Annotated in this window: 23 protein-coding genes and 1 pseudogene; 10 read left to right on the top strand and 14 right to left on the bottom strand. The window is 67.1% G+C overall.

The window, feature by feature from the left end; all coding sequences use genetic code 11:
• Positions 1-55 precede the first annotated feature (55 nt).
• Positions 56-370, bottom strand: coding sequence for a hypothetical protein (locus AC1HFH_RS13765; protein WP_480243161.1), 315 nt, complete (start codon positions 368-370; stop codon positions 56-58).
• A 259-nt stretch (positions 371-629) separates the two neighbouring features.
• Positions 630-1,169, bottom strand: coding sequence for a hypothetical protein (locus tag AC1HFH_RS13760; RefSeq protein WP_480243160.1), 540 nt, complete (start codon positions 1,167-1,169; stop codon positions 630-632).
• 213 nt (positions 1,170-1,382) lie between these two features.
• Here AC1HFH_RS13760 and AC1HFH_RS13755 point away from each other — a divergent pair, with 213 nt between their 5' ends.
• Positions 1,383-2,681 (top strand): M20 metallopeptidase family protein, encoded by a 1,299-nt coding sequence (locus AC1HFH_RS13755; protein WP_480243159.1) that lies wholly within the window; start codon positions 1,383-1,385, stop codon positions 2,679-2,681.
• A 70-nt stretch (positions 2,682-2,751) separates the two neighbouring features.
• Here the strand turns inward: AC1HFH_RS13755 and AC1HFH_RS13750 are convergent, their stop codons facing one another.
• From AC1HFH_RS13750 to AC1HFH_RS13730, 5 genes are all read right to left on the bottom strand, one after another.
• Positions 2,752-2,964, bottom strand: a complete 213-nt coding sequence (locus tag AC1HFH_RS13750; protein ID WP_480243158.1) for a hypothetical protein — start codon at positions 2,962-2,964, stop codon at positions 2,752-2,754.
• 16 nt (positions 2,965-2,980) lie between these two features.
• Positions 2,981-3,211 (bottom strand): helix-turn-helix transcriptional regulator, encoded by a 231-nt coding sequence (locus AC1HFH_RS13745; protein WP_480243157.1) that lies wholly within the window; start codon positions 3,209-3,211, stop codon positions 2,981-2,983.
• A gap of 198 nt (positions 3,212-3,409) precedes the next feature.
• Positions 3,410-4,384 carry an AraC family transcriptional regulator gene (locus tag AC1HFH_RS13740; RefSeq protein WP_480243156.1) on the bottom strand — a complete coding sequence of 325 codons (975 nt, stop codon included), beginning with the start codon at positions 4,382-4,384 and terminating at the stop codon, positions 3,410-3,412.
• Between the two features lie 174 nt (positions 4,385-4,558).
• On the bottom strand, positions 4,559-5,191 hold the full coding sequence (locus tag AC1HFH_RS13735) for a GNAT family N-acetyltransferase (protein WP_480243155.1): 633 nt from the start codon (positions 5,189-5,191) through the stop codon (positions 4,559-4,561).
• Positions 5,188-6,366 carry a ThiF family adenylyltransferase gene (locus AC1HFH_RS13730; RefSeq protein ID WP_480243154.1) on the bottom strand — a complete coding sequence of 393 codons (1,179 nt, stop codon included), beginning with the start codon at positions 6,364-6,366 and terminating at the stop codon, positions 5,188-5,190. Before AC1HFH_RS13730 ends, AC1HFH_RS13735 begins: the two co-directional genes overlap by 4 nt.
• An 897-nt stretch (positions 6,367-7,263) precedes the next feature.
• On the opposite strand from AC1HFH_RS13730, the gene AC1HFH_RS13725 reads away from it, so the two are divergent.
• From AC1HFH_RS13725 to AC1HFH_RS13705, 5 genes are all read left to right on the top strand, one after another.
• Positions 7,264-8,001 (top strand): ABC transporter permease, encoded by a 738-nt coding sequence (locus AC1HFH_RS13725; RefSeq protein WP_480243153.1) that lies wholly within the window; start codon positions 7,264-7,266, stop codon positions 7,999-8,001.
• On the top strand, positions 7,994-8,830 hold the full coding sequence (locus tag AC1HFH_RS13720) for an ABC transporter permease (RefSeq protein WP_480243152.1): 837 nt from the start codon (positions 7,994-7,996) through the stop codon (positions 8,828-8,830). Before AC1HFH_RS13725 ends, AC1HFH_RS13720 begins: the two co-directional genes overlap by 8 nt.
• Positions 8,831-8,879: 49 nt before the next feature.
• Positions 8,880-9,701: an NmrA family NAD(P)-binding protein gene (locus tag AC1HFH_RS13715; protein WP_480243151.1), complete on the top strand. Its 822-nt coding sequence runs from the start codon at positions 8,880-8,882 to the stop codon at positions 9,699-9,701.
• A 133-nt stretch (positions 9,702-9,834) separates the two neighbouring features.
• Positions 9,835-10,134, top strand: coding sequence for an aldo/keto reductase (locus AC1HFH_RS13710; RefSeq protein WP_480243150.1), 300 nt, complete (start codon positions 9,835-9,837; stop codon positions 10,132-10,134).
• A 147-nt stretch (positions 10,135-10,281) separates the two neighbouring features.
• Positions 10,282-10,806, top strand: coding sequence for a DUF6328 family protein (locus tag AC1HFH_RS13705; RefSeq protein WP_480243149.1), 525 nt, complete (start codon positions 10,282-10,284; stop codon positions 10,804-10,806).
• Between the two features lie 74 nt (positions 10,807-10,880).
• On the opposite strand, the gene AC1HFH_RS13700 is transcribed toward AC1HFH_RS13705, so the two are convergent.
• The 5 genes and pseudogenes from AC1HFH_RS13700 to AC1HFH_RS13680 all read right to left on the bottom strand — a co-directional run.
• Entirely contained in the window at positions 10,881-11,174 is a 294-nt protein-coding gene (locus AC1HFH_RS13700) for a helix-turn-helix domain-containing protein (protein ID WP_480247846.1), read from the bottom strand.
• A 411-nt stretch (positions 11,175-11,585) separates the two neighbouring features.
• Positions 11,586-12,011, bottom strand: a complete 426-nt coding sequence (locus AC1HFH_RS13695; protein ID WP_480243148.1) for a hypothetical protein — start codon at positions 12,009-12,011, stop codon at positions 11,586-11,588.
• Positions 12,012-12,221: 210 nt separating this feature from the next.
• Positions 12,222-12,677, bottom strand: coding sequence for a hypothetical protein (locus AC1HFH_RS13690; protein WP_480243147.1), 456 nt, complete (start codon positions 12,675-12,677; stop codon positions 12,222-12,224).
• A 604-nt stretch (positions 12,678-13,281) separates the two neighbouring features.
• Positions 13,282-14,100, bottom strand: coding sequence for an alpha/beta hydrolase fold domain-containing protein (locus AC1HFH_RS13685; RefSeq protein ID WP_480247845.1), 819 nt, complete (start codon positions 14,098-14,100; stop codon positions 13,282-13,284).
• Positions 14,101-14,268: 168 nt separating this feature from the next.
• A pseudogene (locus tag AC1HFH_RS13680) lies at positions 14,269-14,412 on the bottom strand (helix-turn-helix domain-containing protein); the annotation flags it as partial.
• Between the two features lie 105 nt (positions 14,413-14,517).
• Here AC1HFH_RS13680 and AC1HFH_RS13675 point away from each other — a divergent pair.
• The 3 genes from AC1HFH_RS13675 to AC1HFH_RS13665 all read left to right on the top strand — a co-directional run bounded on the left by AC1HFH_RS13675 (position 14,518) and on the right by AC1HFH_RS13665 (position 18,032).
• Positions 14,518-15,393: an NHL repeat-containing protein gene (locus tag AC1HFH_RS13675; RefSeq protein WP_480243146.1), complete on the top strand. Its 876-nt coding sequence runs from the start codon at positions 14,518-14,520 to the stop codon at positions 15,391-15,393.
• Positions 15,394-15,453: 60 nt separating this feature from the next.
• Positions 15,454-16,056: a DJ-1/PfpI family protein gene (locus tag AC1HFH_RS13670; RefSeq protein ID WP_480243145.1), complete on the top strand. Its 603-nt coding sequence runs from the start codon at positions 15,454-15,456 to the stop codon at positions 16,054-16,056.
• A 233-nt stretch (positions 16,057-16,289) separates the two neighbouring features.
• A complete protein-coding gene (locus AC1HFH_RS13665; RefSeq protein WP_480243144.1) occupies positions 16,290-18,032 on the top strand; it encodes a GMC oxidoreductase in 1,743 nt (580 codons plus the stop codon).
• A gap of 92 nt (positions 18,033-18,124) precedes the next feature.
• Here the strand turns inward: AC1HFH_RS13665 and AC1HFH_RS13660 are convergent, their stop codons facing one another.
• Complete coding sequence (locus AC1HFH_RS13660; RefSeq protein ID WP_480243143.1) at positions 18,125-18,913, bottom strand: alpha/beta fold hydrolase; 789 nt, start codon at positions 18,911-18,913, stop codon at positions 18,125-18,127.
• 149 nt (positions 18,914-19,062) lie between these two features.
• On the opposite strand from AC1HFH_RS13660, the gene AC1HFH_RS13655 reads away from it, so the two are divergent.
• A complete protein-coding gene (locus tag AC1HFH_RS13655) occupies positions 19,063-19,932 on the top strand; it encodes a sigma-70 family RNA polymerase sigma factor (protein WP_480243142.1) in 870 nt (289 codons plus the stop codon).
• A gap of 187 nt (positions 19,933-20,119) precedes the next feature.
• Here the strand turns inward: AC1HFH_RS13655 and AC1HFH_RS13650 are convergent, their stop codons facing one another.
• Entirely contained in the window at positions 20,120-20,686 is a 567-nt protein-coding gene (locus AC1HFH_RS13650; protein WP_480243141.1) for a TetR/AcrR family transcriptional regulator, read from the bottom strand.
• Positions 20,687-20,823: the final 137 nt, after the last annotated feature.

Raw genomic sequence — 20,823 nt, 5'->3', positions numbered from 1 at the left:
CGGATCGGTCATGACAGGACCACGTTACGCCGGTGCCCCGCATGCCCGTGACCGGCTACTTCGGGCTCACCCACCTGCTGATCGCGTCGACGGTGGTTTCCGGAGACGTGTTGAAACAGAACTTCACCCCCGGCGCGACCTCGCCGACCACATTCACCACCCGCTCGAACAACAACGTGTGCTCGATATCGGTCCGGACTCCGGCGCCGATCATCGCCACCCCGAACGACTTACCGGCAGCACACCTGCGCAGCTCTGCCTCGGCGGCATCGGGGTCGAGCGGCACCATACACAACTCGACCTCGAACCCGGCTTCCTGCAGCATCCGGTGGCCCGCAGCGATTCTCGCGGTGAGCGTCTCTTCGTCCAAGCCGGGCAACCGACTGTGGTCCAGAGATGCGGGGTGCAGCCCGATCGACCACACAGACGCGGAACCGCCGATATCACTCATTCGCTATGCTTCCTTCCGTTCCGAATCGAACCGCACCGGTTGCCGGATCACTCTCCAGGCACTCGGCATGCGGCGCCGAGCGGCAAGGTGTTCCGTGGCCTCGGGCGTGCCACCAGTCTTGCCCACTCGCTAGGCCGCAGCCAGGGTCCACCGGTACCACCCGGCGCTGATCGACCCGCTACCGGCGCTGCGCACGGTGGTCCGCACGCGACAGCCCCGGCGCAAAAGGCGGCCCATCGAGCAGGTTCCGGCATACCAGCCGAATATCCGCCGCGATCGTGTCCGGGTGGCCGTAGCCCTCGAACCACAGCGCGTTGAGCACTTCGATATCGGTTGCCAGATCCGCGAGTCCGGGAACGGTCGGCTCGCCTGTGTGCTCCAACCGGCACAGCAGCGCGGCGATCCGACTCGCACGGATCATCAGATCGCCGTCCCCGGTGAGTAGTCGCTCCGCCTGCTGCCGCGCCCGGCGTAGCAGCACCTCGCGCTCCCGAGTCGGCCAGTGATCATCGACCCCCTCGATCAGGTCGAGCTCGTGCAGTGCATTCAGGAACAGGTCCGGAGCGTCACGGCAGTCCGTGCGATGCAGGCAGGCCAGTTCGACCAGAGCCGGCGAATCCACGCCCCGTGCCAACGCCTCCGCCGCGAGCATCGGCAGTTCCTCTCCGGCGCACTCCCCCACCGCAAATCGGTCGGCAACTTCGCGCAGCGTCTCCATACCCGCCACCCTGCGCCGGTTGCGGCAGGCCGGTCAATCGGATTCGGTCCACCTCTACTCCGGCGGCCTCGTGCGGACCTGGCCGTACGGCGATTCCGGCTACGAATCGGCCACGATGCGCGCCATTCGGCGAATAATCAGCTATTCAATAGAGGACGGATCTCATGCCCGACACGACACCGCCCCGGCGGCCGATCAGGTTGGAGTGCGTTCATGTCCGACGACACGATCTACGACCGGCTCGATGCGGCCGCGGCAGCTGTCGCCGACCAGGTCGTGGCCTGGCGCCACCACCTGCACCGGAATCCGGAACTGTCCAATCGCGAGCGGAACACCGCAGCCTTGATCGCCGATCATCTGCGGTCTCTGGACCTGGACGAGGTGCGTACCGGTATCGCCGGGCACGGTGTCGTCGGCGTGCTCGGAGGCGGCCGCCCGGGTGAACGCGTCGTTGCGCTGCGCGCCGATATCGACGCGCTGCCGGTGCCCGACGAATGCGGAGTGGATTTCGCCTCGAAGGTTGTCGACGACGACTATCCCGGTGGCCCGTTCCCGGTCTCGCATGCCTGCGGGCACGATTGCCACACCGCGATGCTCCTCGGCGCCGCCACCGTCCTCGCCGGCGAACGCGAATCGCTTCCGGGGACCGTACTGTTCATCTTCCAGCCGGCCGAGGAGGGGCCTCCGGTGGCGGAGAAGGGCGGCGCCAGGGAAATGATCCTCGAAGGTGCCTGTGCCGATCCGAAACCGACTATGGCGTTCGGATTCCATGTCGTGCCGCTGCCGAGAGGTTTCGTCGGCTACCGGATCGGCAACCAGTTCGGTGCCTCCAGCCTGATCAGGATCGAGATCACCGGGAAGCAGGTGCACGGTTCCACGCCCTGGATGGGCATCGACACCATGCCGGCCGTCGGCGCGATCCTCACCGGCATCGGACAGCTCTACCGCCAGGTGGACGCATTCCACCCGATCACCGTGACCATCGGGCATATCGAGGACGTCGGCCGCTTCAATATCATCGGCGGAACCACCACCCTATGGGGCACCATCCGCTGCGCCGTCGAATCGGACATGGCCGATGTCCGGAAGCGGCTGACCACCCTCGCGACCGGAACCGCCGAAGCCTTCGGCTGCACCGCCACCGTCGACTACCTCCAGGACGTCCCGGCCGTCCACAACCTGCAGCCCTGGGTAGACGCCGCCCTGCCGACTCTCGAACGCGTCGTCGGACCGGGCCGACTGGCCGAGACCGGCGCGACCCTCGGGTACGACGACGTCTCGGAATTCGTCAACACATACGGCGGACTCTACGTCACCCTCGGCGTCCAGGACGTCGAGCTCGACCATGCCGGTAACCCACGCCCCACCGCAGGCGGCCGCGGCCTGTACATGAACCACAATCCGCATTTCTATGCCGACGACGACACTCTCGCCACCGGAGTGCGGTTGCACTGCCATATCGCCTACGACCACCTCGCGGGAGTGATAGCGCCGACGCCGAACCGAACGTGAAGGCCTTACCGAGCCGCGTGCCCACGACAGACACGTACCGACCGTGCACCGGCTCGGGCCTCGACGACTGTCAACGCGGAAACTGGACGATCCGCATCATCCCGATCGGATCTGCCGGCGCCGAGCCGGGAAGGCAGCAGTGCTGGACGCGTCTTCTCTGGTGGGTGTCGAAGGCGAAGTGCTTGCCCGGTTCGACCTGGTCGCGCTGCATGTACCGGCCGCTGCGGATCTGCGCGCGGTGAAACAGCTGGCGCTCCGTGGTGAGGCCGACGGGCGGCGGCACTACGAGGAAAGCTGTGTCACCGGGCAGTGGCAGGACGCCGGCCGAGTGATTCATCGGTGTTGTCGAGACGCACCCCCAGCACTCTCGCCAACTCGCCGGCATTGTCAGGGCTCGGTGTCACCACACCCCGTTCCCACCGGCTGATCTGGTTGCCGTCGGTGATCCCGATCCAGTCGGCCAGCTCCGCCTGTGTGAAACCGGAGGCCATTCTTGCCGCCCGAATGGCTTTGCCGATCGTGGTGGACATGGTCTCCCCTCTCTCTCGAAGTCCTCGGCACGGACTGCATCTGCGCGGGTGCCCGTCACTGAACACTCGGACTCCTGAAGCGGTCTCACGCAGCCGCATTCGAACGATAACGAGGAATGCGGCGGTGATGGAGACTGTCGCTGCACGTCACCCGACTCTGCACGCACATTTGTGCATGCAGCCGGGCCCCGACCCTGACTACGTAGACGAGGGGTCCGGATCGGTGGCAGTGCGGCGCCAATCACGTGGGGTCATGCCGAACGCTTCGCGGAAACGCCGGGCGAAATGGGTGGCGTCGCGGAAACCCACCGCACCGGCTACGGCAGCGATGGACCGGTGAGCGTAGCCCTGGTCGGTCAGCATATCGCGGGCCCGGACCAGACGCTGTTCGATGATCCACTGTTCGAGGCTGATACCCGACTGTGCGCACACCTTGTACAGGTGCCGCACGGAGATGTTGTTGGCGGCGGCGATATCGGGGATCTTCAATGTCGAATCGGACAGGTGGGTCCGCACATATCCGAGAATCTGCTCGATCAGCAACTGCTCGGGAATCGCGCCGCCGTCACCCGGCCCGCGACCGGCGGCCGAGATCAACAGCGCCCGCACCATTTCCAGGCACGACTCCCCCATCGTCGCGGCGGCCGGATCCGCTTCGAGCTGGTCCGCGATCCCGACGAGGTGCCGGATCTGCGCGGTGACCATCGGGTACAGCGGCGATGCCGCCAGCCGTCCGTGCGCCGCGACGACAGTTTCCACGGAAACGCCGAGGCGTTCCCTGGACAACTGCAGGCACAGCGTTCCACCGAGACCGTGCCAGCCGGAGGCGAACGTGGTGGCCAGGTCGATCACCTCACAGGCACCGGGTTCGATCAGCGTCTGGCCACCGAACTGTTCGTGCCTGCGGAGCTGCCCGGTCTGCACGGTGACCGTCAGGGTGTCGCTGGGCGTGGTTCGCTCGTGCCGGCTGGTCCGGCAGACCTGGTGCCCGGAGACCTCCGAGCGGGTGAGCGCGATCGGCCCCAGCATCCAGGCATGGTGCCGGCTGACCACCTCGGCCGGCGAATCCCACAGCCGCAGGTTCGCCCCGATGTCGGCTTCCTGCAGAATCGCGGTGACCGCCTCCGGCCGGTCCGCCGGCGTGAAGTAGTCGGAGTCGATCAGCACTGCCATCGGTGATCTCCACTTCGGGTTCTCGCCGGCGGTGGAGTCCCTCCCGTCGCCGGCCGCTGCGCGTTTCGGGTGGTGGCAAATCGGGCAAAGGTGATTGCACGGGGGCCTGTAATCGGCGATGCTATCGCGCCGACGCCCGCTCGGAGCCCGATTCGCCAAGCTTCTCCACCGAACTCACCGGCCTGCGGCAGCCCGCTCCCTCGCCGTGGTGGGCCGCAGCGCCAGGATGCGACGCTCGGTAGCTGTCGCCGTCGCAGCCCATTCCGGTCGCACGGCCGCGTAGGTGCACACGTCGTGCCACTTCCCCTGGGTCCGGTACAGCTGCCGCAGTCGTGCTTCCGGCGTCAAGCCCACTCCCGACATCACCGTGTCCATCACCGGATGATCGTGCCGGTGCCCCGCCCAGACCCGGTGGATCCCGAGCGGACCGAAGGCGAATGCCGCCAGCAGCCGCCCCGCCTCGATTCCTCCGGCGCGCAGTGCTCCTTCCGGCACCATGACCAGTCCGCCGATCATCGCATTGCTGCCGAAGTCTTCCACCAGCAGACCGATGGTGCCGACCATGGTGTCCTGGCCCGGTGCCGTGATCGCCAGAGTGTATTTGCGCCGCGGGCTCTCGCCGCGGGAACGCAGCGCGGTGTCGAAAGATGCCGCGGCCGCCTGGACACCCATACTGTCGGTGCCCATGTAGCGGGTCAGGTGCGGGTCGGTGAAGATCCGCTGGTATACCCCCAGGTCGCCGGCACGGAGGTCACGTAACCGCAGTCGGGTGCCGATCAGTTCCACATTGCGCAGATCGATCGTCAACGGACCGCCTCCATCACCCGCACGAACTCCGGCGCACGGTCCGCCCCCGCCGCAGGGATGAGCTCGTCGAGGTCGAGATAGGTCCGCCCCGACGGGATCGGCGCGCCGAGCAGGATCCGGCGGGCCGTGTCCGCCACCGACGCGCCACCGAGCATCACCCCGGAGGCCAGCTGCGGCCAGCTGGACAGGCTCCGCCCCAGTTCACTCACCGCATCCCGCATTACCGGACTCAGCCGCTGCTCATCGACCACGGCCAGCAGCAGCGCCAGCTGCTCGCTCCGGTTCATCCGCGCGACATCGGATGAGGTGATCCCACCGGTACGACCGTGGAACAGCGGGCGCTCGGGTTCGAGATCGAAACGCTCCACATCCAGCAAGCCGCGATCATTGGCGTCCATCAATACCGGGATCGTCCGGCGTTGCGCATACTCGCGAGTAGCGACTTTCGCCCACATGGTGTCGCATTCCTCCACCACGAGATCGAGCGGCCGGGAACCGCACTCGCCATCGAAGAACGGCTCGATCGTTTCCTCGGTCAGCCCGCCGACGAACACCTCGATATCGAGATAGGGATCGATCTCGAACATCTGGCGCGCAGCCAGCACGGATTTGGCAGTCCCGAGATCACCCACCCCGGCCCGCAGCCGGTTCAGATTCGACAAACCGACCGTGTCGAAGTCGGCCAACCGGAACGATCCGCCGACCCCCTCCATGGCAAGGGTCACCGCCGCACTGTTGCCCACCGACAGGCCGACCACACCGATCCGCCGCTGCCGCAGCCCGCGCTGCTGCGTCCGGTCGATCTTGTTGCGATTCCGGTCGGTCCGGACCCGCTGGAACTCTTCGCGCGGCAGCACATGCACCAACCTGCCGTTCCACGGATAGAACACCCATGTTCCCCACCGCCACAACGGAGTTCCGGCACAGATCCGATCCCGCGCCGCGACCAGTGAAGCCGCCGAATGGGCGACGGCAGGGTCCTCGCAACGGATCAGTTCATCGAGCTGCTCGCCGATCGTGTCGTGCACTGCCCGGACAGAACTCGACGCTGCCAGCGCCTCCAGGTCACGCAACCCCTCCGGGCTCGACGCATCGAGCAGCACCGGGCGGAAAAGCGATGTCGCAGCGCCGGGCGTGAGTACCGCCGGACGCGGAACCGAACGATGCCGAACCATGTGCGCACAAACCTCCGACCCTCATGAGGCGAACGGACGACCGTCCGCCACTGCCGACCAGGACGAGCAAAGGATACATACAGCACACTTCTAGCAAACCGACCTTCGGTCCATCGGCATGGCGTGGCTATATCTCATCCCAACTGGGACTTTGACCAGATTCGTGCACCACACCGGGCGAGCCGGTCTTCCCGAGTCCTGCCACATCGCAATGATCTCGCAAGCCTGGGCGTCGGGCCTTCGATGCCGACGGTTTCACCCCCTCCGTATGGCTCTCCCTGGACGCACTCCGGCAGGCCGCGGAGCACCAACAGCACGGTCATCGGCCGGTGCCTGCAGGCAGGAATGGTTCGAGCTTGCGGATTGACCGCGAGGGGCTAGACACTTCGTCCACGGCGAGCCGTTCCGACGTTTGCCGGATGTGCTGCTGTTCCAGAGCGTCCGGCGGAGCGATCTCGGAAACCAGGGGCGATGGGCGAGATCACGGACCGTCACGCTGGTACCGGCCTCTGACAGCAGCATTTCTGTCCGACGGCAGCGACGACATCCTAAGGTGGATGATCGGCTCCGGACACCGACGTTCAGCCGCCGCTCCGACGGCCGACGCGGCACGAGCACAGGGTGACGGTCACCGGGTGCGACCGTCCGGCACACGAACAGTTCGAACGTGCACGCCGCAGCACCGCCGGTCCAGGCGTCGAAGCTGTCTCATGCCGGTGAGCATGTCGTTCAGGGGCCGATGGCCAGGGAGGGAGTTGGGTGTCGATGGCCTGCGAGGGGGATCCGGTATCACGGGGACGGCTGTCCGTCTCGGTGTTCACAAGGGCGGCGCGCGGTTGGCTGTGGTTGTATACCCGGCTGGTTGCGGCGGGGTTCGCCCGGCAATCCAGGTATCGGATGGCGATGCTGGCCGGGCTGGTCACGAACACCGTGTTCGGCTTCGTCCGCGCTTCGGTGATGGACGCCGCGGTCGCCGAGAAGGGCACATTCGGCGGATACGGTCCCGGCGAGATCGGCGCCTATGTGTGGCTCGGGCAGGGGATGCTCGCACTGGTGCTGCCGATGGGGCCGCTGCCCGAGGTCGCCGATCGAGTCAAGTCCGGTGATATCGCCGTCGACTTCCTTCGCCCGGTCGACATCCAAGCGGCCTCCGTGGCCACGGACCTCGGGCGTGCCGGGTTCGCGTTGCTGCCCCGTGCTCTGCCGGTCGTCCTGATCGGTGCACTCACCTTCGGGCTGGGCATGCCCACGACACCTGCCCCATACGTACTCGGTGCGGTGAGTCTGGTGCTGGCGGTGGTCTTGTCGCATCTGGTGATGTTCGCGGTCGCGCTGAGCGGCTTCTGGCTCGTCGAGACCCGCGGTGTCCGTTCCTTCTACACCATCGTCGGCCCGTTCCTCGCAGGCCTGTACGTGCCGGTACACGTATTCCCCGATCGGCTCGCCGCATTCGCGCACGCCACTCCGTTCCCCTCCATGCTGCAGACACCCATCGACGTGCTGTCCGGGCACGTCATCGGCGCAGCTGCTGTCACCGCCGTCGGGATCCAGGCCGGATGGGTCGCGGCCGCGGCGCTCTGCGGCCGAGTGATCATGCGCGCGGGCCGCCGCAGGCTGGAGATCCAAGGTGGATGAACCTTTCCGGCCGGTCGGGAGAAGGTCCGGAACCTGGTTCACCCCATACCGGGCGTTGTGGGGTTCCAGAATCCGTGCCCAATGCGCCTACCCGACCTCGTTCGCTTTCGACGTCGCCGCGGCCGGGCTGATCGGGGCCGCCGAGTTCGCCGAACTGTGGATCGTATTCACCCAGATCGACGCGCTGGCAGGACTGGACTTCACCGCGATGCTGCTGTTGTTCGGGCTCTGCAACACCGGCTACACGATCGCCGATCTCGTCGCCGGACACATCGACACCTTGCCCACCTACATCCGGCTCGGCACGATCGATGCGTTCTATCTGCGTCCCCTCCCCCTGCTGGCGCAACTGATCACCAGCGATATCGCCCTGCGCCGGGTCGCCCGCCTGATCGTCGCCGCCACCGTGCTCATCATCGGATTGCTCGTCAACCCCATCGCCTGGGATCCGGCAACGTCCACGCTGCTGGTGCTCGCTCTGGCGTCCGGAATCGCGATCTTCACCGGACTTTTCGTCAGCGCCGCGGGCGTCCAGTTCTTCCTCGTCAACGGCGAACAACTCACCCACGCCTTCACCTACGGCGCCCGTTCTGCCGCCGGCCAGCCCACGACGATCTTTCCCGCACCGTTGCGGCTCGTGTTCGGCGGCATCATCCCGGTCGCCTTCACCGCCTATCTTCCCACCCTCGCACTTCTGGACCTCCCCATGCCGGGCGGACTCCCCGGCTGGCTGGCCTGGACCACGCCCGTCGCGGCGATGTGGGTCTGGATCATTGCGGCATGGTTGTGGCGCAGCGGAATCCGCCACTACCAAGGCGCCGGGGGCTGAACTCTCCCGACCATGTGCGCGCTTCGGATTCGGTGGGCAGGATGGTGCGATGACCATTCTGGTAACGGGAGCCACCGCCAATATCGGACGCAAGGTAGTCGATCAGCTCCTCGCCCGGGGTGCTACCGATATCCGTGCACTCACCGCTGATCCGCAGAAGGCGGCACTGCCGGCCGGCGTCGAGGTGGTACAGGGCAACATCCGACGACCGAATACTCTGTCCGCGGCATTCGACGGCATCGAACGCATGTATCTGGCACCTGCGCCGGACAGCATCGGTGAGGTCCTCGACCTCGCCCGAGCAGCGGGGGTCCGCCACGTCGTCGACCTGTCCGGCGAGCCGGAAAGCTGGTGGGGCAGCGTTTCCGGCGCCGTGGAGGACAGCGGCCTGGCCTGGACCCACCTGTGGCCGGCCGACTTCATGGAGAACACCCTGATCTGGGCGCAGCAGATCCGCGACACCGGCACCGTCCGGGAACCGCGCCCCGAGGCAGCCGCCGCGCCCATCGCCATGACGGACATCGCCGCCGTCGCGGCCACCGCCCTGCTCGACGACGCGCACTTCGGCCGCGCCTATCCGCTGGCCGGACCGGAGATCCTCACCCGCACCGACCTCGTCCGCCACCTCGCCGAGGCGCTCGGCCGAACGGTCGACTTCCAGCAGGCCACGCCCGAGGAAACCGTCGCTGCACTGACACCCACCATGGGCGTGAGGGCCCGATGGTATGTCGACAACGTCCTCACCGGCTACGACCCGGACCCGAGCACGCTGCCCATCACCAGCGTCGCCGAGATCACCGGCCGGCCCGCCACGACATTCGCCCGCTGGGCCCTCGACAACGCGGCACGTTTCACCGAGGCCCCACACTGAACTGACGGCCGGCCCGGCCACGGCCGTCAGGCTCCGCCGACGGACCAGCAGCCGTCGGAAATCACATCAGCCGGGCCAAGTCGCCGACGCACAGAAGATCGCCCCCGTGGTCTGCGTACCGAACATGTACAACTTGGCGCATCGGAACGACGACGATCTCGTCGACCGACTCGCCGCGGACGGCGTCGCCTACCTCCCCTTCTTCCCACTCGGCGGCTTCACTCCCCTGCAGGCGGACGCGCTGTCGTCGGTGGCCGCCCGACTGGATGCGACGCCGATGTCGGTGGCGCTCGCCTGGCTACTGCAACGCTCGGAGAACATCCTGCTGATCCCGGGCACCTCCCGGGTGGCACATCTCCGGCAGAACATCAGCGGCGCCGCCCTCCACCTGTCCGCCGACGATGTCGCGGAGCTGGACAGCATCAGCACGTGATCTCCGCACACCGGCCATCGAGCGAGCCACTGCAGGCCGTTCGGGAGGCATGCGCAACCACGGTGCCCGGCGGAACTTCAGCGGATGGCGACGAACGGCCGTATCGAGGGACAATGCACTGATGGCACGGCCTACCGTGGACGAGCAATGAGCGGCGAGGAGTCCGGACCCGGGTGGAACTGGCGGGTCCGGCAGGAAACGCCGGTGCAGCGGCTCGATCGCAACTGGACCCAGCTCGTGCAGGAGCTGCGGGTGGTGCAGACCGGCATTCAACTGCTCACCGGTTTCCTGCTCATCCTGCCCTTCCAATCCGGTTTCGACGACCTGTCCACGCTGATGCGCGGCATCTACCTGGCGACTTTTGCGTCCGCGGTCGGCGCGACGGTGTTTCTGGTCGCGCCCGTGGCATGGCACCGCAACCTGTTTCGCCGGCGGATGCTGGCCCAGCTCGTCACCGTCGGCCACTGGTGCGCCATCCTCGGGGTCCTGCTGCTGGGTGGCGCGCTCAGCGGCGTGGCGGTGCTGGTGGTGGGCGTGATCGCCGGCCCGGCCGCCGGTATCGCCACCGGTGGTGGCCTGGCCTTCGTGTTCCTCCTGGCATGGGTTGCCGGACCGCAGTTCGTCGTCCGCAGTGGCCGCTTCCGGTGCCGATCCGCTCGCGCGTCGCGCTGAGTTCCGTAGCCCGCGTCGACCGCCAGGCGAACTGTCGTCACGTCAGAACCGGACAAATCTAACTCTGGTCGGGCTCACGGCAACGGGGACGCGGCTGCCCTGCCCGCCGCCGATTCGTCGGCCGGGTGCGAGGCGAGGTCGGGAAATGTGTTGATCGCCTGCAGTGCGGCGACGGACTCGGCGAGCCGGGTCGGGCTCGACAGTGCGCAGCCCAGCCGCTCTTCCAGCCGACGCATGCGATATCGAACGGTGTTCTCGTGGCAATACAGGACGCTCGCAGCCCGGGCGGCCGAACCGTGGGCATCCAGCCAGGCCCGGGCAGTGGCGAGGCGGGTGCTGCGTTCGTCGCAGGGGCAGGGTGAGCACACCACCGAGGACCCGCCAGACGAATTGCCGTGTCGAGTCCAGATTCGCGATAACCAGAGCACTGATCGGCGTATCGGAGATCTGGTTCACGCCGACGGCGCCGGCGGGCATCGTCTCGAGGGCCGTGCGGGCGAAACGAGCCGCGCGCGACGTCAATCGAGTCGGTCGAACTCCGGACTCACACCGACCCGGGCGGCCAAGTCGCGGAGACGACCTCGAGAATATCGGCCAGGGTTTGACCGCTGGCGCGATAGATGATGCCGATCTCGCGATCGGGCTGCGATCGCCATGCCGACTTCGGAATGGCGGATCCGGGCTCACAATCACCCGCGACGAAACACTTCGTATGCGGATCGGGAGGGCGCAGTGGGCGCGATCAGGAGCCGCTCGATCAGGCTCGCCGCCGCATCGGCTCAGCGACTGTGCCGCCCCGCGGGCGAGACCGGGGGGCCGGCCGGCGGGACCGGGGCTCCGGGTGGAGGAAACGATCCGACCGGACCCGGCTGCGGAACCGCGGCGCCCGGGACAGCCACGCCCGGCGCCGGAGCCCGCCCCGTTGCCGGCGGACGGCGCCGCCCACCGGCGGAAACGGCGACCGCGCCGATCATCATCGCCACACCGGCCACCAGGTTGACGAAGGCTTCGGTCCCCGGGCCCGGGTTCATCGCACCGTGATCGATCCGGCACACCTGCTCCTCGCCCTGCATCTCACAGGTCCATGCCCCGCTGACGGTCGTACTCTGCTGAAAGTCCTCGTAGTACATGAGCATCCCCGCCACGACGAGAACCGTACCGGCCAGCAGAAACAGAATCTGGAAGACTCGGGCGACAGGATGCATGAGGAACAACAACTTTCGACAGCTCAACGAACGAACCGTTCATCATCACCTATCCCTCCCGGATACGCTACTCGAGGCGGCCCGACGTGGCGGGCGGCCTGGCCGATCGCTGACCATGTGCGCGGGCCGAACCGGTCGGCGATGCGCTCGCCCCATCAGCATGGTGATCGGTCCTGGCTCAGCCCGAACTGGGAGGCGGTTCACCTGCGGTCAGGTCGACGCGGTGGATCCGGCAGTGACCGGAAACGGCGGAAGGGGGCGCCAGTTCACCGGTATCCCACGCATCAGCAGTGCGCAGTCGAGTGCCACACTGCCCGGCGGGAACCGCTTCGGGTCATCGAAGACCGTGGACCGAATCGTGCGGACCTCGACCGGCTCCACATGCCAGGAGTCCGTCTGGAGTTCGAGCCCGTCGAGGCGTCGACCGCCGCGCGTGTCCGAGAATCCGGCCGAGCCACATCGAAAGAACTCCGATGCCTGCGCCAGGTCGGCGAACAGTTCACTTCCCGGGAACTGTTCGACGGTCCGGACATCCACACTTGCCGCGACCGCCTCGCGCTGATTTTCGAAGGCAACGTGCAGGTCGTGCGGCGTCTCCCGCACATCGAACCGCGCCGAACCGTGCTCCCCCGGGAACAGTCGACCACCGGCAAGAACACTGATCACCGAGCCGCTGTCCCGACGCGAGATGAATACCCCCGTGCAGCGTCCTCCTGGACCATCCCACTCCACCGCGATGCGATGCGCTGCGTTTTCGCTGCGCAGCCCGGCCCAGCCGGGTAACCGACTGGGCCGGAGCCGCCCGAGGCGGATCAGGCAGATACCGGCAATCGCCAAACCGTTCACAGTTGAGGTCGCATCGGCGGCGGCACCATGTTCGCGGCAACCTCGGGGTCGACTCGGTAGTTCACCAGCAGACGCCGCTCGACGACACTGGACATTTGTGGTGGTCTCATCCGACACCCTGTCCTTCGTGGTTCGCCGGTGACGTTACCCCGACAATGACCCGACCAGGAAAATCGTACTCAGGCCCCGCCGACACAGGGCACTACTCGTACAAAGTTCGCGCTCACCACTGACACCTCAGCGGCTTTCGGTGACAAGCGAAAGTGCCGGCTCGGACCCCGGTCGGACGTCAGCACAGGCCGGGTGATTTCCGTTTGCCGGTCGAGAATGCACGTCACCATTTCGACGATCCTGAGCGGCGCTTCGATTGAAGCCGATAGCGACGACGCGGCGGGGACGCCGGCCGGTCGCCGAACGCCCCGAGTTACGACCGGCCCGGTCGGTGTATGAAGGCACCGACGTCACCGAGCGTCGCCCGGGCCTGTGGCAACTGGGTCCACAGGGCATGGAACACATGCGGCTTGACCGGAAACATTCGCAATCGCGTGTCGACTCCCTGTGCCCGGGCCCGCCGCACCATCGCCGCAACTCCGCGATGGAAGATGTCACCGGCTGCCGCGTGGACCAGCATCGATGGCAGTCCGGCGAGATCGGTGGCGAACGGGTCACCGAGTGGGCCACTCGCGGCGAGCTGAAACCCCGGCAGGAAGACGTCGATCGGATCGGTTCTCGTCGCCGCCGCTACATCGAATGCCGGCGCGGGACAGAGCAGTACCAGCGAACCCGGCAGGGCGATCCCGCGCTCGCGTAATCGCAGTGCAACCGCGAGGGCCAACGTCGCCCCACAGAAATCGCCCACCAGCGCAATATCTTCTGCTGCGGTCCCGCGATCGAGCAGCCAGCAGTAGGCACGTTCTATGTCGTCGACGGCGCCGGGGAACGGATGTTCCGGGACCAGCCGATAATCCGGGATCATCGTGAGCGCGCCGGCGGCGACGGCAACCGCACCGGCCACACCGCGGTAGCCGAATGCGGACCCACAGGCCAAACCGCCGCCGTGGACATACAGCACCACGGAGTCCGTTCGATCCGGTGGCGTGAGCAGCAAGCCGGGGATGCCGTCGGCGTTGGCCGGTCGGACCTGCACCCGGTCGTCGACGGGGAAGAGTGCGCACACGTTCTCGAACGCGGTTCGCAGTCGATCCATGTTCCCGTCTTCGGTGAGCAGGGCTGCAATGGGCATCCAATCCCCAGCCCAGTGCGTGTGCAAGCCGCCGGCCGCTGCTCGGCTCGCCTCGACGGCGGTATCGAGATCGGCGAGCAGTCCGCGAACGTGCTCGAGAAGCTCGCCTCCGGCCGGAGTGAGCCGCACAGTGTGGGTGTCGCGATGGAACAATTCACACCCGACCAGGCCTTCCAGCGCACGGATGCGCCGCGAGACTGCCGGCTGACTCAGGTACAGGGCCTGCGCGGCTCGATGAAAGTTCCGCTCCTCGGCGACCGCCAGGAACGCCCGCAAATGCCGCAGTTCGATGCCGTCGGGTGCCGAGATCACCGCTCGAGTATCGGCGCGATGTCCCCCGTGGTGATGCGTTCGGGTAATTACTGTGATGATCGCCGAACACTTCCGATCAACCCTGTTGCTTGAGACCCTGCTGGCATGAAACGCCCATGGTTCATCGTCATTGCTCTCACGCTCTCCGCGGTAGGCATGCCGGCCGCCACGGCCGAACCCTGTTCGACGGCAACGACCAATGTCTTCGCTCCGGCGCGGATTCCGGGGATCGACTGGTCGGAGAATCTCGGACTCGATCGGTCCGGGGATGTGTGGGTCTCCCGGCTTGCCCGAAACACGGTCGAACGTCTCGACGCCTCCGGTCGGGTCACCGGCAGTGTGTCGGTGCAGTCCCCGGGAGCCGTCCGACTGGGATCCGACGGTCTCCTCTACGTCACCTATGGCAACAGCCCACTCAACCAGCTTCCGGGCAGTCCCGGCGGTGGCGTGGTCCGGTTCGACCCGGCCGCCCCGACACCACGACCCGAACCCTTCGCCGCCGGACTCGGCATGGCCAACGGCGCCGCCTTCGATGCAGAAGGCAATCTGTACGTCGCCAACAGCGCCGACGGTCTGCTGCGAATACGGCCGGACGGTTCGATAGACCGGGAGTGGTCGTCACACACCGTGATGCCCGACGTCAACGGGGTAGCCATCGCCGACGGCATCGTCTACACGACCCGCTTCCGCAGCGGCACCGGAGATGTAGTCGCGGTGCCGATCGCCGCACCCGAAACCCATTACGTACTCGCCGAACTCGGCGCCCCGGGAAGCTACCCACTGCCGGACGACCTGGTGGCCATCGGCAGCGCTCTCTATGTCACGACAAGCACCGGCACACTGATCCGAGTCGACCGCGCCACCGGCACGACCTGCACCGTCCTGCACGCCGAACCGATGACGGCCGCCATCGCAACAACCCCGAAAGAACTGCTCGTCGGCACCCTCAGCGGCACGGTACTGCGAGTCACACTGGGTTGACGAGGCCCTGACAGTCAGCACAATTATCGGCAGTCGACCAGTACTCAGGGGGTCAGCCAGGTGGACGCTGCAACACGCCACATCGGGATACTCCTGTTCCCCGGCACCGAGGAACTCGACGCGATCGGACCGTGGGAAGTACTCGCGACCTGGACCGAGCACTTCCCCGACGACGGGTTCGATGTCTTCACGTTCTCCGCCGACGGCGCACCACTCACCTGCGCCAAAGGCCTCACCGTCGAGCCGCAGCACTCCTTCGCCACCGCACCGCACCGAGACGTCCTGCTGGTCCCGGGCGGTCGTGGCATTCGCCCGATGCTGGCCGACACCGCGCAACTGGAATGGGCCCGAGCCCAACGCACCGGAACCGACCTGATCACCAGCGTCTGCACCGGATCACTCCTCCTCGCTGCAGCAGGACTGTTGTCCGGACGCCCCGCCACGACCCACTGGGCGTCGCTCGACCTGCTGGCCGAACTGGACGCCTCCATCGACGTCCGCCGCACCGGGCGCTTCGTCGACGACGGCGACCTCGTTACTGCCGCTGGGGTATCCGCCGGTATCGACATGGCTCTCCACCTGGTACAGCGCTTCGCCGGGACCGGACGTGCCAACACTGTCCGCCATTACATCCAGTACGACCCGTCCTCCGGCATCTCCTGACCCGAGGCATTCCATCCACCCACAGCAACCATGCCCGATCGATCGCACCTTCCACCTCGATGGTGATCCGCCCTGATAGTCGAATGCGCTGTCGTCGGTGCTGCAACCACGCTTTCGAAGGCAAACTGGCAACAATGTGACCAGTCCCACCCGGCAGCAACAGGCGCTGATGCTCGACACAGTTTCGGCCCTGCCGATCGTCGAGACTGCTACGTTCCCTGCCGGAGGTGCGCATGGCAGCGGAGCGTGAGCTCGATTTCGACGTGCTGATCATCGGTTCCGGGTTCGGTGGCAGTGTCACCGCGCTGCGGCTGGTCGAGAAGGGCTACCGGGTCGCTGTCGTGGAGGCCGGCCGCCGGTTCGCCGACGACGACTTCGCCACGACGAACTGGGACCTGCGCCGCTACCTGTGGGCGCCACGGCTGGGCTGCTACGGAATTCAGCGCATCCACCGGCTGCGGGATTGCTTCATCCTGGCCGGCGCGGGTGTCGGTGGCGGGTCGCTGAACTACGCCAACACGCTCTACCAACCGGGCCGCGCCTTCTTCGACGACAGACAATGGGCCGAGGTCACGGATTGGGAAGCCGAACTCCGCCCGCACTACGACCAGGCCAGACGGATGCTCGGCGTGGTCCGCAACCCACACCGCACTCCGGCGGACGAAGTGATCTCCGCGGTCGCCGCCGATATGGGCGTCGGCGACACCTTCGTGCACACCCCCGTCGGGGTGTACTTCGGGAGCCCGGGAAAGAAAGTGCCGGACCCGTATTTCGGCGGCGTGGGCCCCGACCGGAAGGGCTGCATCGAATGCGGCGAATGCATGTCCGGATGCCGGCACGGGGCAAAGAACACCCTGGTGAAGAACTATCTCGGGCTGGCGGAAGCCGCCGGGGCACAGGTCCTGCCACTGACGACCGTGACCGCATTGCGCCCCCGCCCCGACGGCAGCTGGCACGTCGACACGCGGCGGACGGGTCCGCACATCCGGCGGGGCCGCCGGACGCTGACGGCCGGCCAGGTCGTCCTCGCCGCCGGAACCTGGGGCACCCAGCATTTGCTGTTCGAGATGCGCGATTCCGGGGTACTGCCGAACCTGTCACCACGCCTCGGGGTGCTCACCCGCACCAACTCCGAGGCCATCCTCGGCGCCGGACGCACCACCGTGGACCCCGAGTTCGACATCACCCGCGGTGTCGCCATCACCTCCTCGTTCCATCCCACCCCGGACACCCATATCGAACCGGTCCGATACGGCAAAGGTTCCAACGCAATGGGCCTGCTCAACACCTACCTGGTCGACGGCGACCGACGGACACCACGGTGGTTGCGGGTGCTACCGATCGCCTTCGCCCACCCGGTCCGCACCCTCCGACTTCTACGTACGACACGGTGGAGTGAGCGCACCCTGATCCTGCTCGTCATGCAAAGCCTCGACAACTCGATCACCACCTACACCCGCCGGGGCCTGTTCGGCCGGAAGTACACCAGCCAACCGGGCTACGGCGACCCGAACCCGAAATGGATACCGCCCGGCCACGACGCCACCCGCCGCGTCGCGGACAAGATCGGTGCCAGTGCCGGCACCACCTGGCCCGACCTGTTCGGGATACCGATGACCGCACACTTCATCGGCGGCTGCGTCATCGGCGCCGATGCCGCACAGGGGGTCATCGACCCCTACCATCGTGTGCACGGATACCCCACACTGCATATCGTCGACGGCTCGGCGATATCCGCAAATCTCGGCGTGAACCCCTCGCTGACCATCGCCGCACAAGCCGAACGAGCCGCAGCGCTGTGGCCCAACAAGGGGCAGGCGGATCCACGCCCGCCCGCGGGCCGACCGTATCGGCAGATTCCACCAGTCGCACCGGAACACCCAGTGGTACCGGCACATTCACCGGCCGCGCTCGCACTGCCCATCGTGGATATCGCGCACGGATCGCGTCACATTGCGGATGCCGGCACGACCTGATCAACGCGGCAAGACTCCCGGCCGACCTCGTCGTCACCTCTCGCACAACGACCGGTGACACTGTTGCCGATATCGCCGATCCGGTCGTCTTATCAGAGTTCCCGGATGGCTCCGGCCACCAACGCAGGGTCGTCACATTGGGGGAAATGGAGGCCGCGCCGGACGGTCAGTTCGTTCATGGCGGGCCGCATACGGCGCCATCCGCTGCGGAAGCGGAAGTAGTCGCCGAACTGGCCGAACACGGTCAGTGTGGGCCGGTCGGCGAGTGCTGCCAGGCCCCGTTCGGCCGCGCTCGCGACGATCCGGTCGTGCGCGGCGCCGGTGAACATGTGATGGAGGAACCGTCGTTTGGAACGGTCGTGCAGGCACCGCCGCCACGCCGTCTTGGTGTCGGTGTCGAAGTGCCGCCCGACACCGAATGATGTCGCACTGGCCCAGGCGAGGAAGCCGGTCCAGGTGGTGGTCTCCCGGACCGGCGCCGAACCCATGACGCGTAGAGCGAGACGCAGGACGCCTCGGGGCCGCCACCCGAAGGTATTGACGGCCACCAGGCGGGCGATCCGCTCGGCGAGCCCGGGCCGGGAGCCGACGGCAGCCATCGCTGCCCATCCACCGGTGTCGTGGACCACCAGTGTGCTGTCGCGGAGATCCAGTTGTTCGATGAGCCGGCCGATCGCGTCCGAAGCCGATGCCAGCGATGCCGGTCCGGCATCGGAGAGGCCCGATCCCGGGACATCGAGGGTGATGCAGCGATGAGTGGCGGCCAGTTCCCCGATCAGGCCCTGCCACAGCAGCGACCACAGCCCGACGTGGACGAGTACGACGACCGGGCCGTCACCACCGGTATCGGTGTAGACCATGCGGGCCTCGGCGACCCTCATCTCGTACAGCGGAAAAGGCCAGACCGATTCCGGGAGCCAGTCGGGCCGGAGTGCGACAGTAGTGTTGTGAGTATCCATACCGTCGAGGACGTGCCACCCCACCCGAATGTGACCGTCACACTCGCCGCCGGTGATCCGTCCTTGCAGATATGACCGATACGACCGTGGACCGAGCCTGGCGGGCGCACCGTCGGCGGGTGCTCGACGTCTGTTACCGCATGCTCGGAACGCTGAGCGAAGCCGAGGATGCCCGGCAGGAAACCTACCTTCGGCTGGCACGCACCGAGGCGGACGAGATCGTGAATCTCGAGGGCTGGCTGGTGACGGTGGCGGGCCGGGTGTGCCTGGACATCCTCCGAGCGGGCCGGACACGTCGCAAATACATCGGCCCGTGGCTGCCGGAGCCGATAGTCGACACCGCGGCCGTCGACCCTGCCGACCGCGTGACCCTCGACGACAGCGTCCGAACAGCGCTGCTGGCGGTGCTGCACACCCTCACCCCGGCCGAACGGGTCGCCTTCGTACTCCACGACGTGTTCGGGACGTCCTACGCCGAGATCGGCGAGATCGTCGGACGCACCCCGATGGCAGCCCGCAAGCTCGCCAGCCGTGCCCGTCACGCCATCCGCAACGACGACGAACCCGAGTTCGACGTGACACCCGCCCAAGCCCAATCCGTCGCGGACACATTCGCCGCCGCCTGCCGCACCGGCGACCTCGCCCGGCTGGCCGCGGTCCTCGCCCCCGACGTGGTGGGTGAATTCGATTCCGGCGGCCGCATCGCCGGAGCGCCGCACAGCCCACAGGTGGGGTCCGGACTGGTGTCCGTCGTGCTCGCACACTCCCTGTTCGGGGCCGGCGCCGACTTCGCGGTTGCCGATATCAACGGCCGACCCGGGGTTGTGGTGTCGATGACCGGGCAGGTCATGGCGGTCATCGGCCTGGAAACCGACGGCCGGCTGATCCACGCGATCCGAGCAGTCGGGAACCCGGACAAGCTCGGCCACCTCAACCGCTGAACCATCCCGGACCGCCGACTCGGGCGGCGCAACCCCACCACAAACCTCCCGGCCCCACCGGATGCGCCAGACGACCGCTTCACGGAAGTCGGATCCGCGACCAGTGCCGACGTTGTCCCGATGTCTGATGGGCTCGACCTTCACGGCCGTCCGCGCGACGCCCACCTCTGGACTGACTCGGGCCCGGTCAGGCGGTTCGGGCAGCCACCGCGAGGTAGTCGAGCAGATCATCGACGAGCTGCTCGGGTCCGGCGTGCCCTTTGCCCTCGGCGGAGAGATGCCCCGCCGCGGCAAGATCGGCGGCGCCGTGGGCAAGGGCACGCACCAGGGACGCCAGCCGCACCGGATCACCTTCGGGAAGCTCACCACTGCGCTGCGCCGCTTCGACGACACCGACCATCGTCGCCTCCGCCGCATCCGCGGCTGCACCGAGCTCATCCGATTCCACCGACCATTTTCCGAACACCAGCCGGAACCGCGCGGGTGACTCGAGCGCCCATGCCACGTAGGCCCGCAGCAACATCCGTAGCGCACCCTCCGGCGGCTCACCGCCCAAACGGTCGCCGAATTCCCGCAATTCACGTGCCGCCACCGCAGCCAGCAGGGCTTCCTTCGACGCGCAATGCTTGTACGGCGCGTTGTGCGACACACCCGCCTGCCGGCCCACCTCCCGCAGCGTCACCGCATCGACACCGCCACGGTCCAGCAGCCCTGCCGCTGCGTCGATGAGCGCCTCACGAGTACCGGTCACCATCCCACGACACTAGCTGGCACCGACTCCCCGACCGGCAGGCATTCGTCCCGCCGGATCGCTCCGGCATCGCACCACACCAAGGTTGACAGCGACAACCACGCAAATATGGTTGACGTCGTCAACCAATCAGGCGCCTG

The sequence above is a fragment of the Nocardia sp. KT25-26 genome, from assembly GCF_056627695.1.
Note: the sequence above shows the minus strand (reverse complement) of the source record. Positions and strands in the feature narration are given on the sequence as shown.

Coding starts and splice junctions, on each gene's coding strand:
- AC1HFH_RS13760 (WP_480243160.1), bottom strand. CDS start 1,169: ATGGAGACGCTGCGCGAAGTTGCCGACCGATTTGCGGTGGGGGAGTGC.
- AC1HFH_RS13755 (WP_480243159.1), top strand. CDS start 1,383: ATGTCCGACGACACGATCTACGACCGGCTCGATGCGGCCGCGGCAGCT.
- AC1HFH_RS13745 (WP_480243157.1), bottom strand. CDS start 3,211: ATGTCCACCACGATCGGCAAAGCCATTCGGGCGGCAAGAATGGCCTCC.
- AC1HFH_RS13740 (WP_480243156.1), bottom strand. CDS start 4,384: ATGGCAGTGCTGATCGACTCCGACTACTTCACGCCGGCGGACCGGCCG.
- AC1HFH_RS13730 (WP_480243154.1), bottom strand. CDS start 6,366: ATGGTTCGGCATCGTTCGGTTCCGCGTCCGGCGGTACTCACGCCCGGC.
- AC1HFH_RS13725 (WP_480243153.1), top strand. CDS start 7,264: ATGGCGATGCTGGCCGGGCTGGTCACGAACACCGTGTTCGGCTTCGTC.
- AC1HFH_RS13715 (WP_480243151.1), top strand. CDS start 8,880: ATGACCATTCTGGTAACGGGAGCCACCGCCAATATCGGACGCAAGGTA.
- AC1HFH_RS13705 (WP_480243149.1), top strand. CDS start 10,282: ATGAGCGGCGAGGAGTCCGGACCCGGGTGGAACTGGCGGGTCCGGCAG.
- AC1HFH_RS13695 (WP_480243148.1), bottom strand. CDS start 12,011: ATGCATCCTGTCGCCCGAGTCTTCCAGATTCTGTTTCTGCTGGCCGGT.
- AC1HFH_RS13685 (WP_480247845.1), bottom strand. CDS start 14,100: ATGCCCATTGCAGCCCTGCTCACCGAAGACGGGAACATGGATCGACTG.
- AC1HFH_RS13675 (WP_480243146.1), top strand. CDS start 14,518: ATGAAACGCCCATGGTTCATCGTCATTGCTCTCACGCTCTCCGCGGTA.
- AC1HFH_RS13665 (WP_480243144.1), top strand. CDS start 16,290: ATGGCAGCGGAGCGTGAGCTCGATTTCGACGTGCTGATCATCGGTTCC.
- AC1HFH_RS13660 (WP_480243143.1), bottom strand. CDS start 18,913: ATGAGGGTCGCCGAGGCCCGCATGGTCTACACCGATACCGGTGGTGAC.
- AC1HFH_RS13655 (WP_480243142.1), top strand. CDS start 19,063: ATGACCGATACGACCGTGGACCGAGCCTGGCGGGCGCACCGTCGGCGG.
- AC1HFH_RS13650 (WP_480243141.1), bottom strand. CDS start 20,686: ATGGTGACCGGTACTCGTGAGGCGCTCATCGACGCAGCGGCAGGGCTG.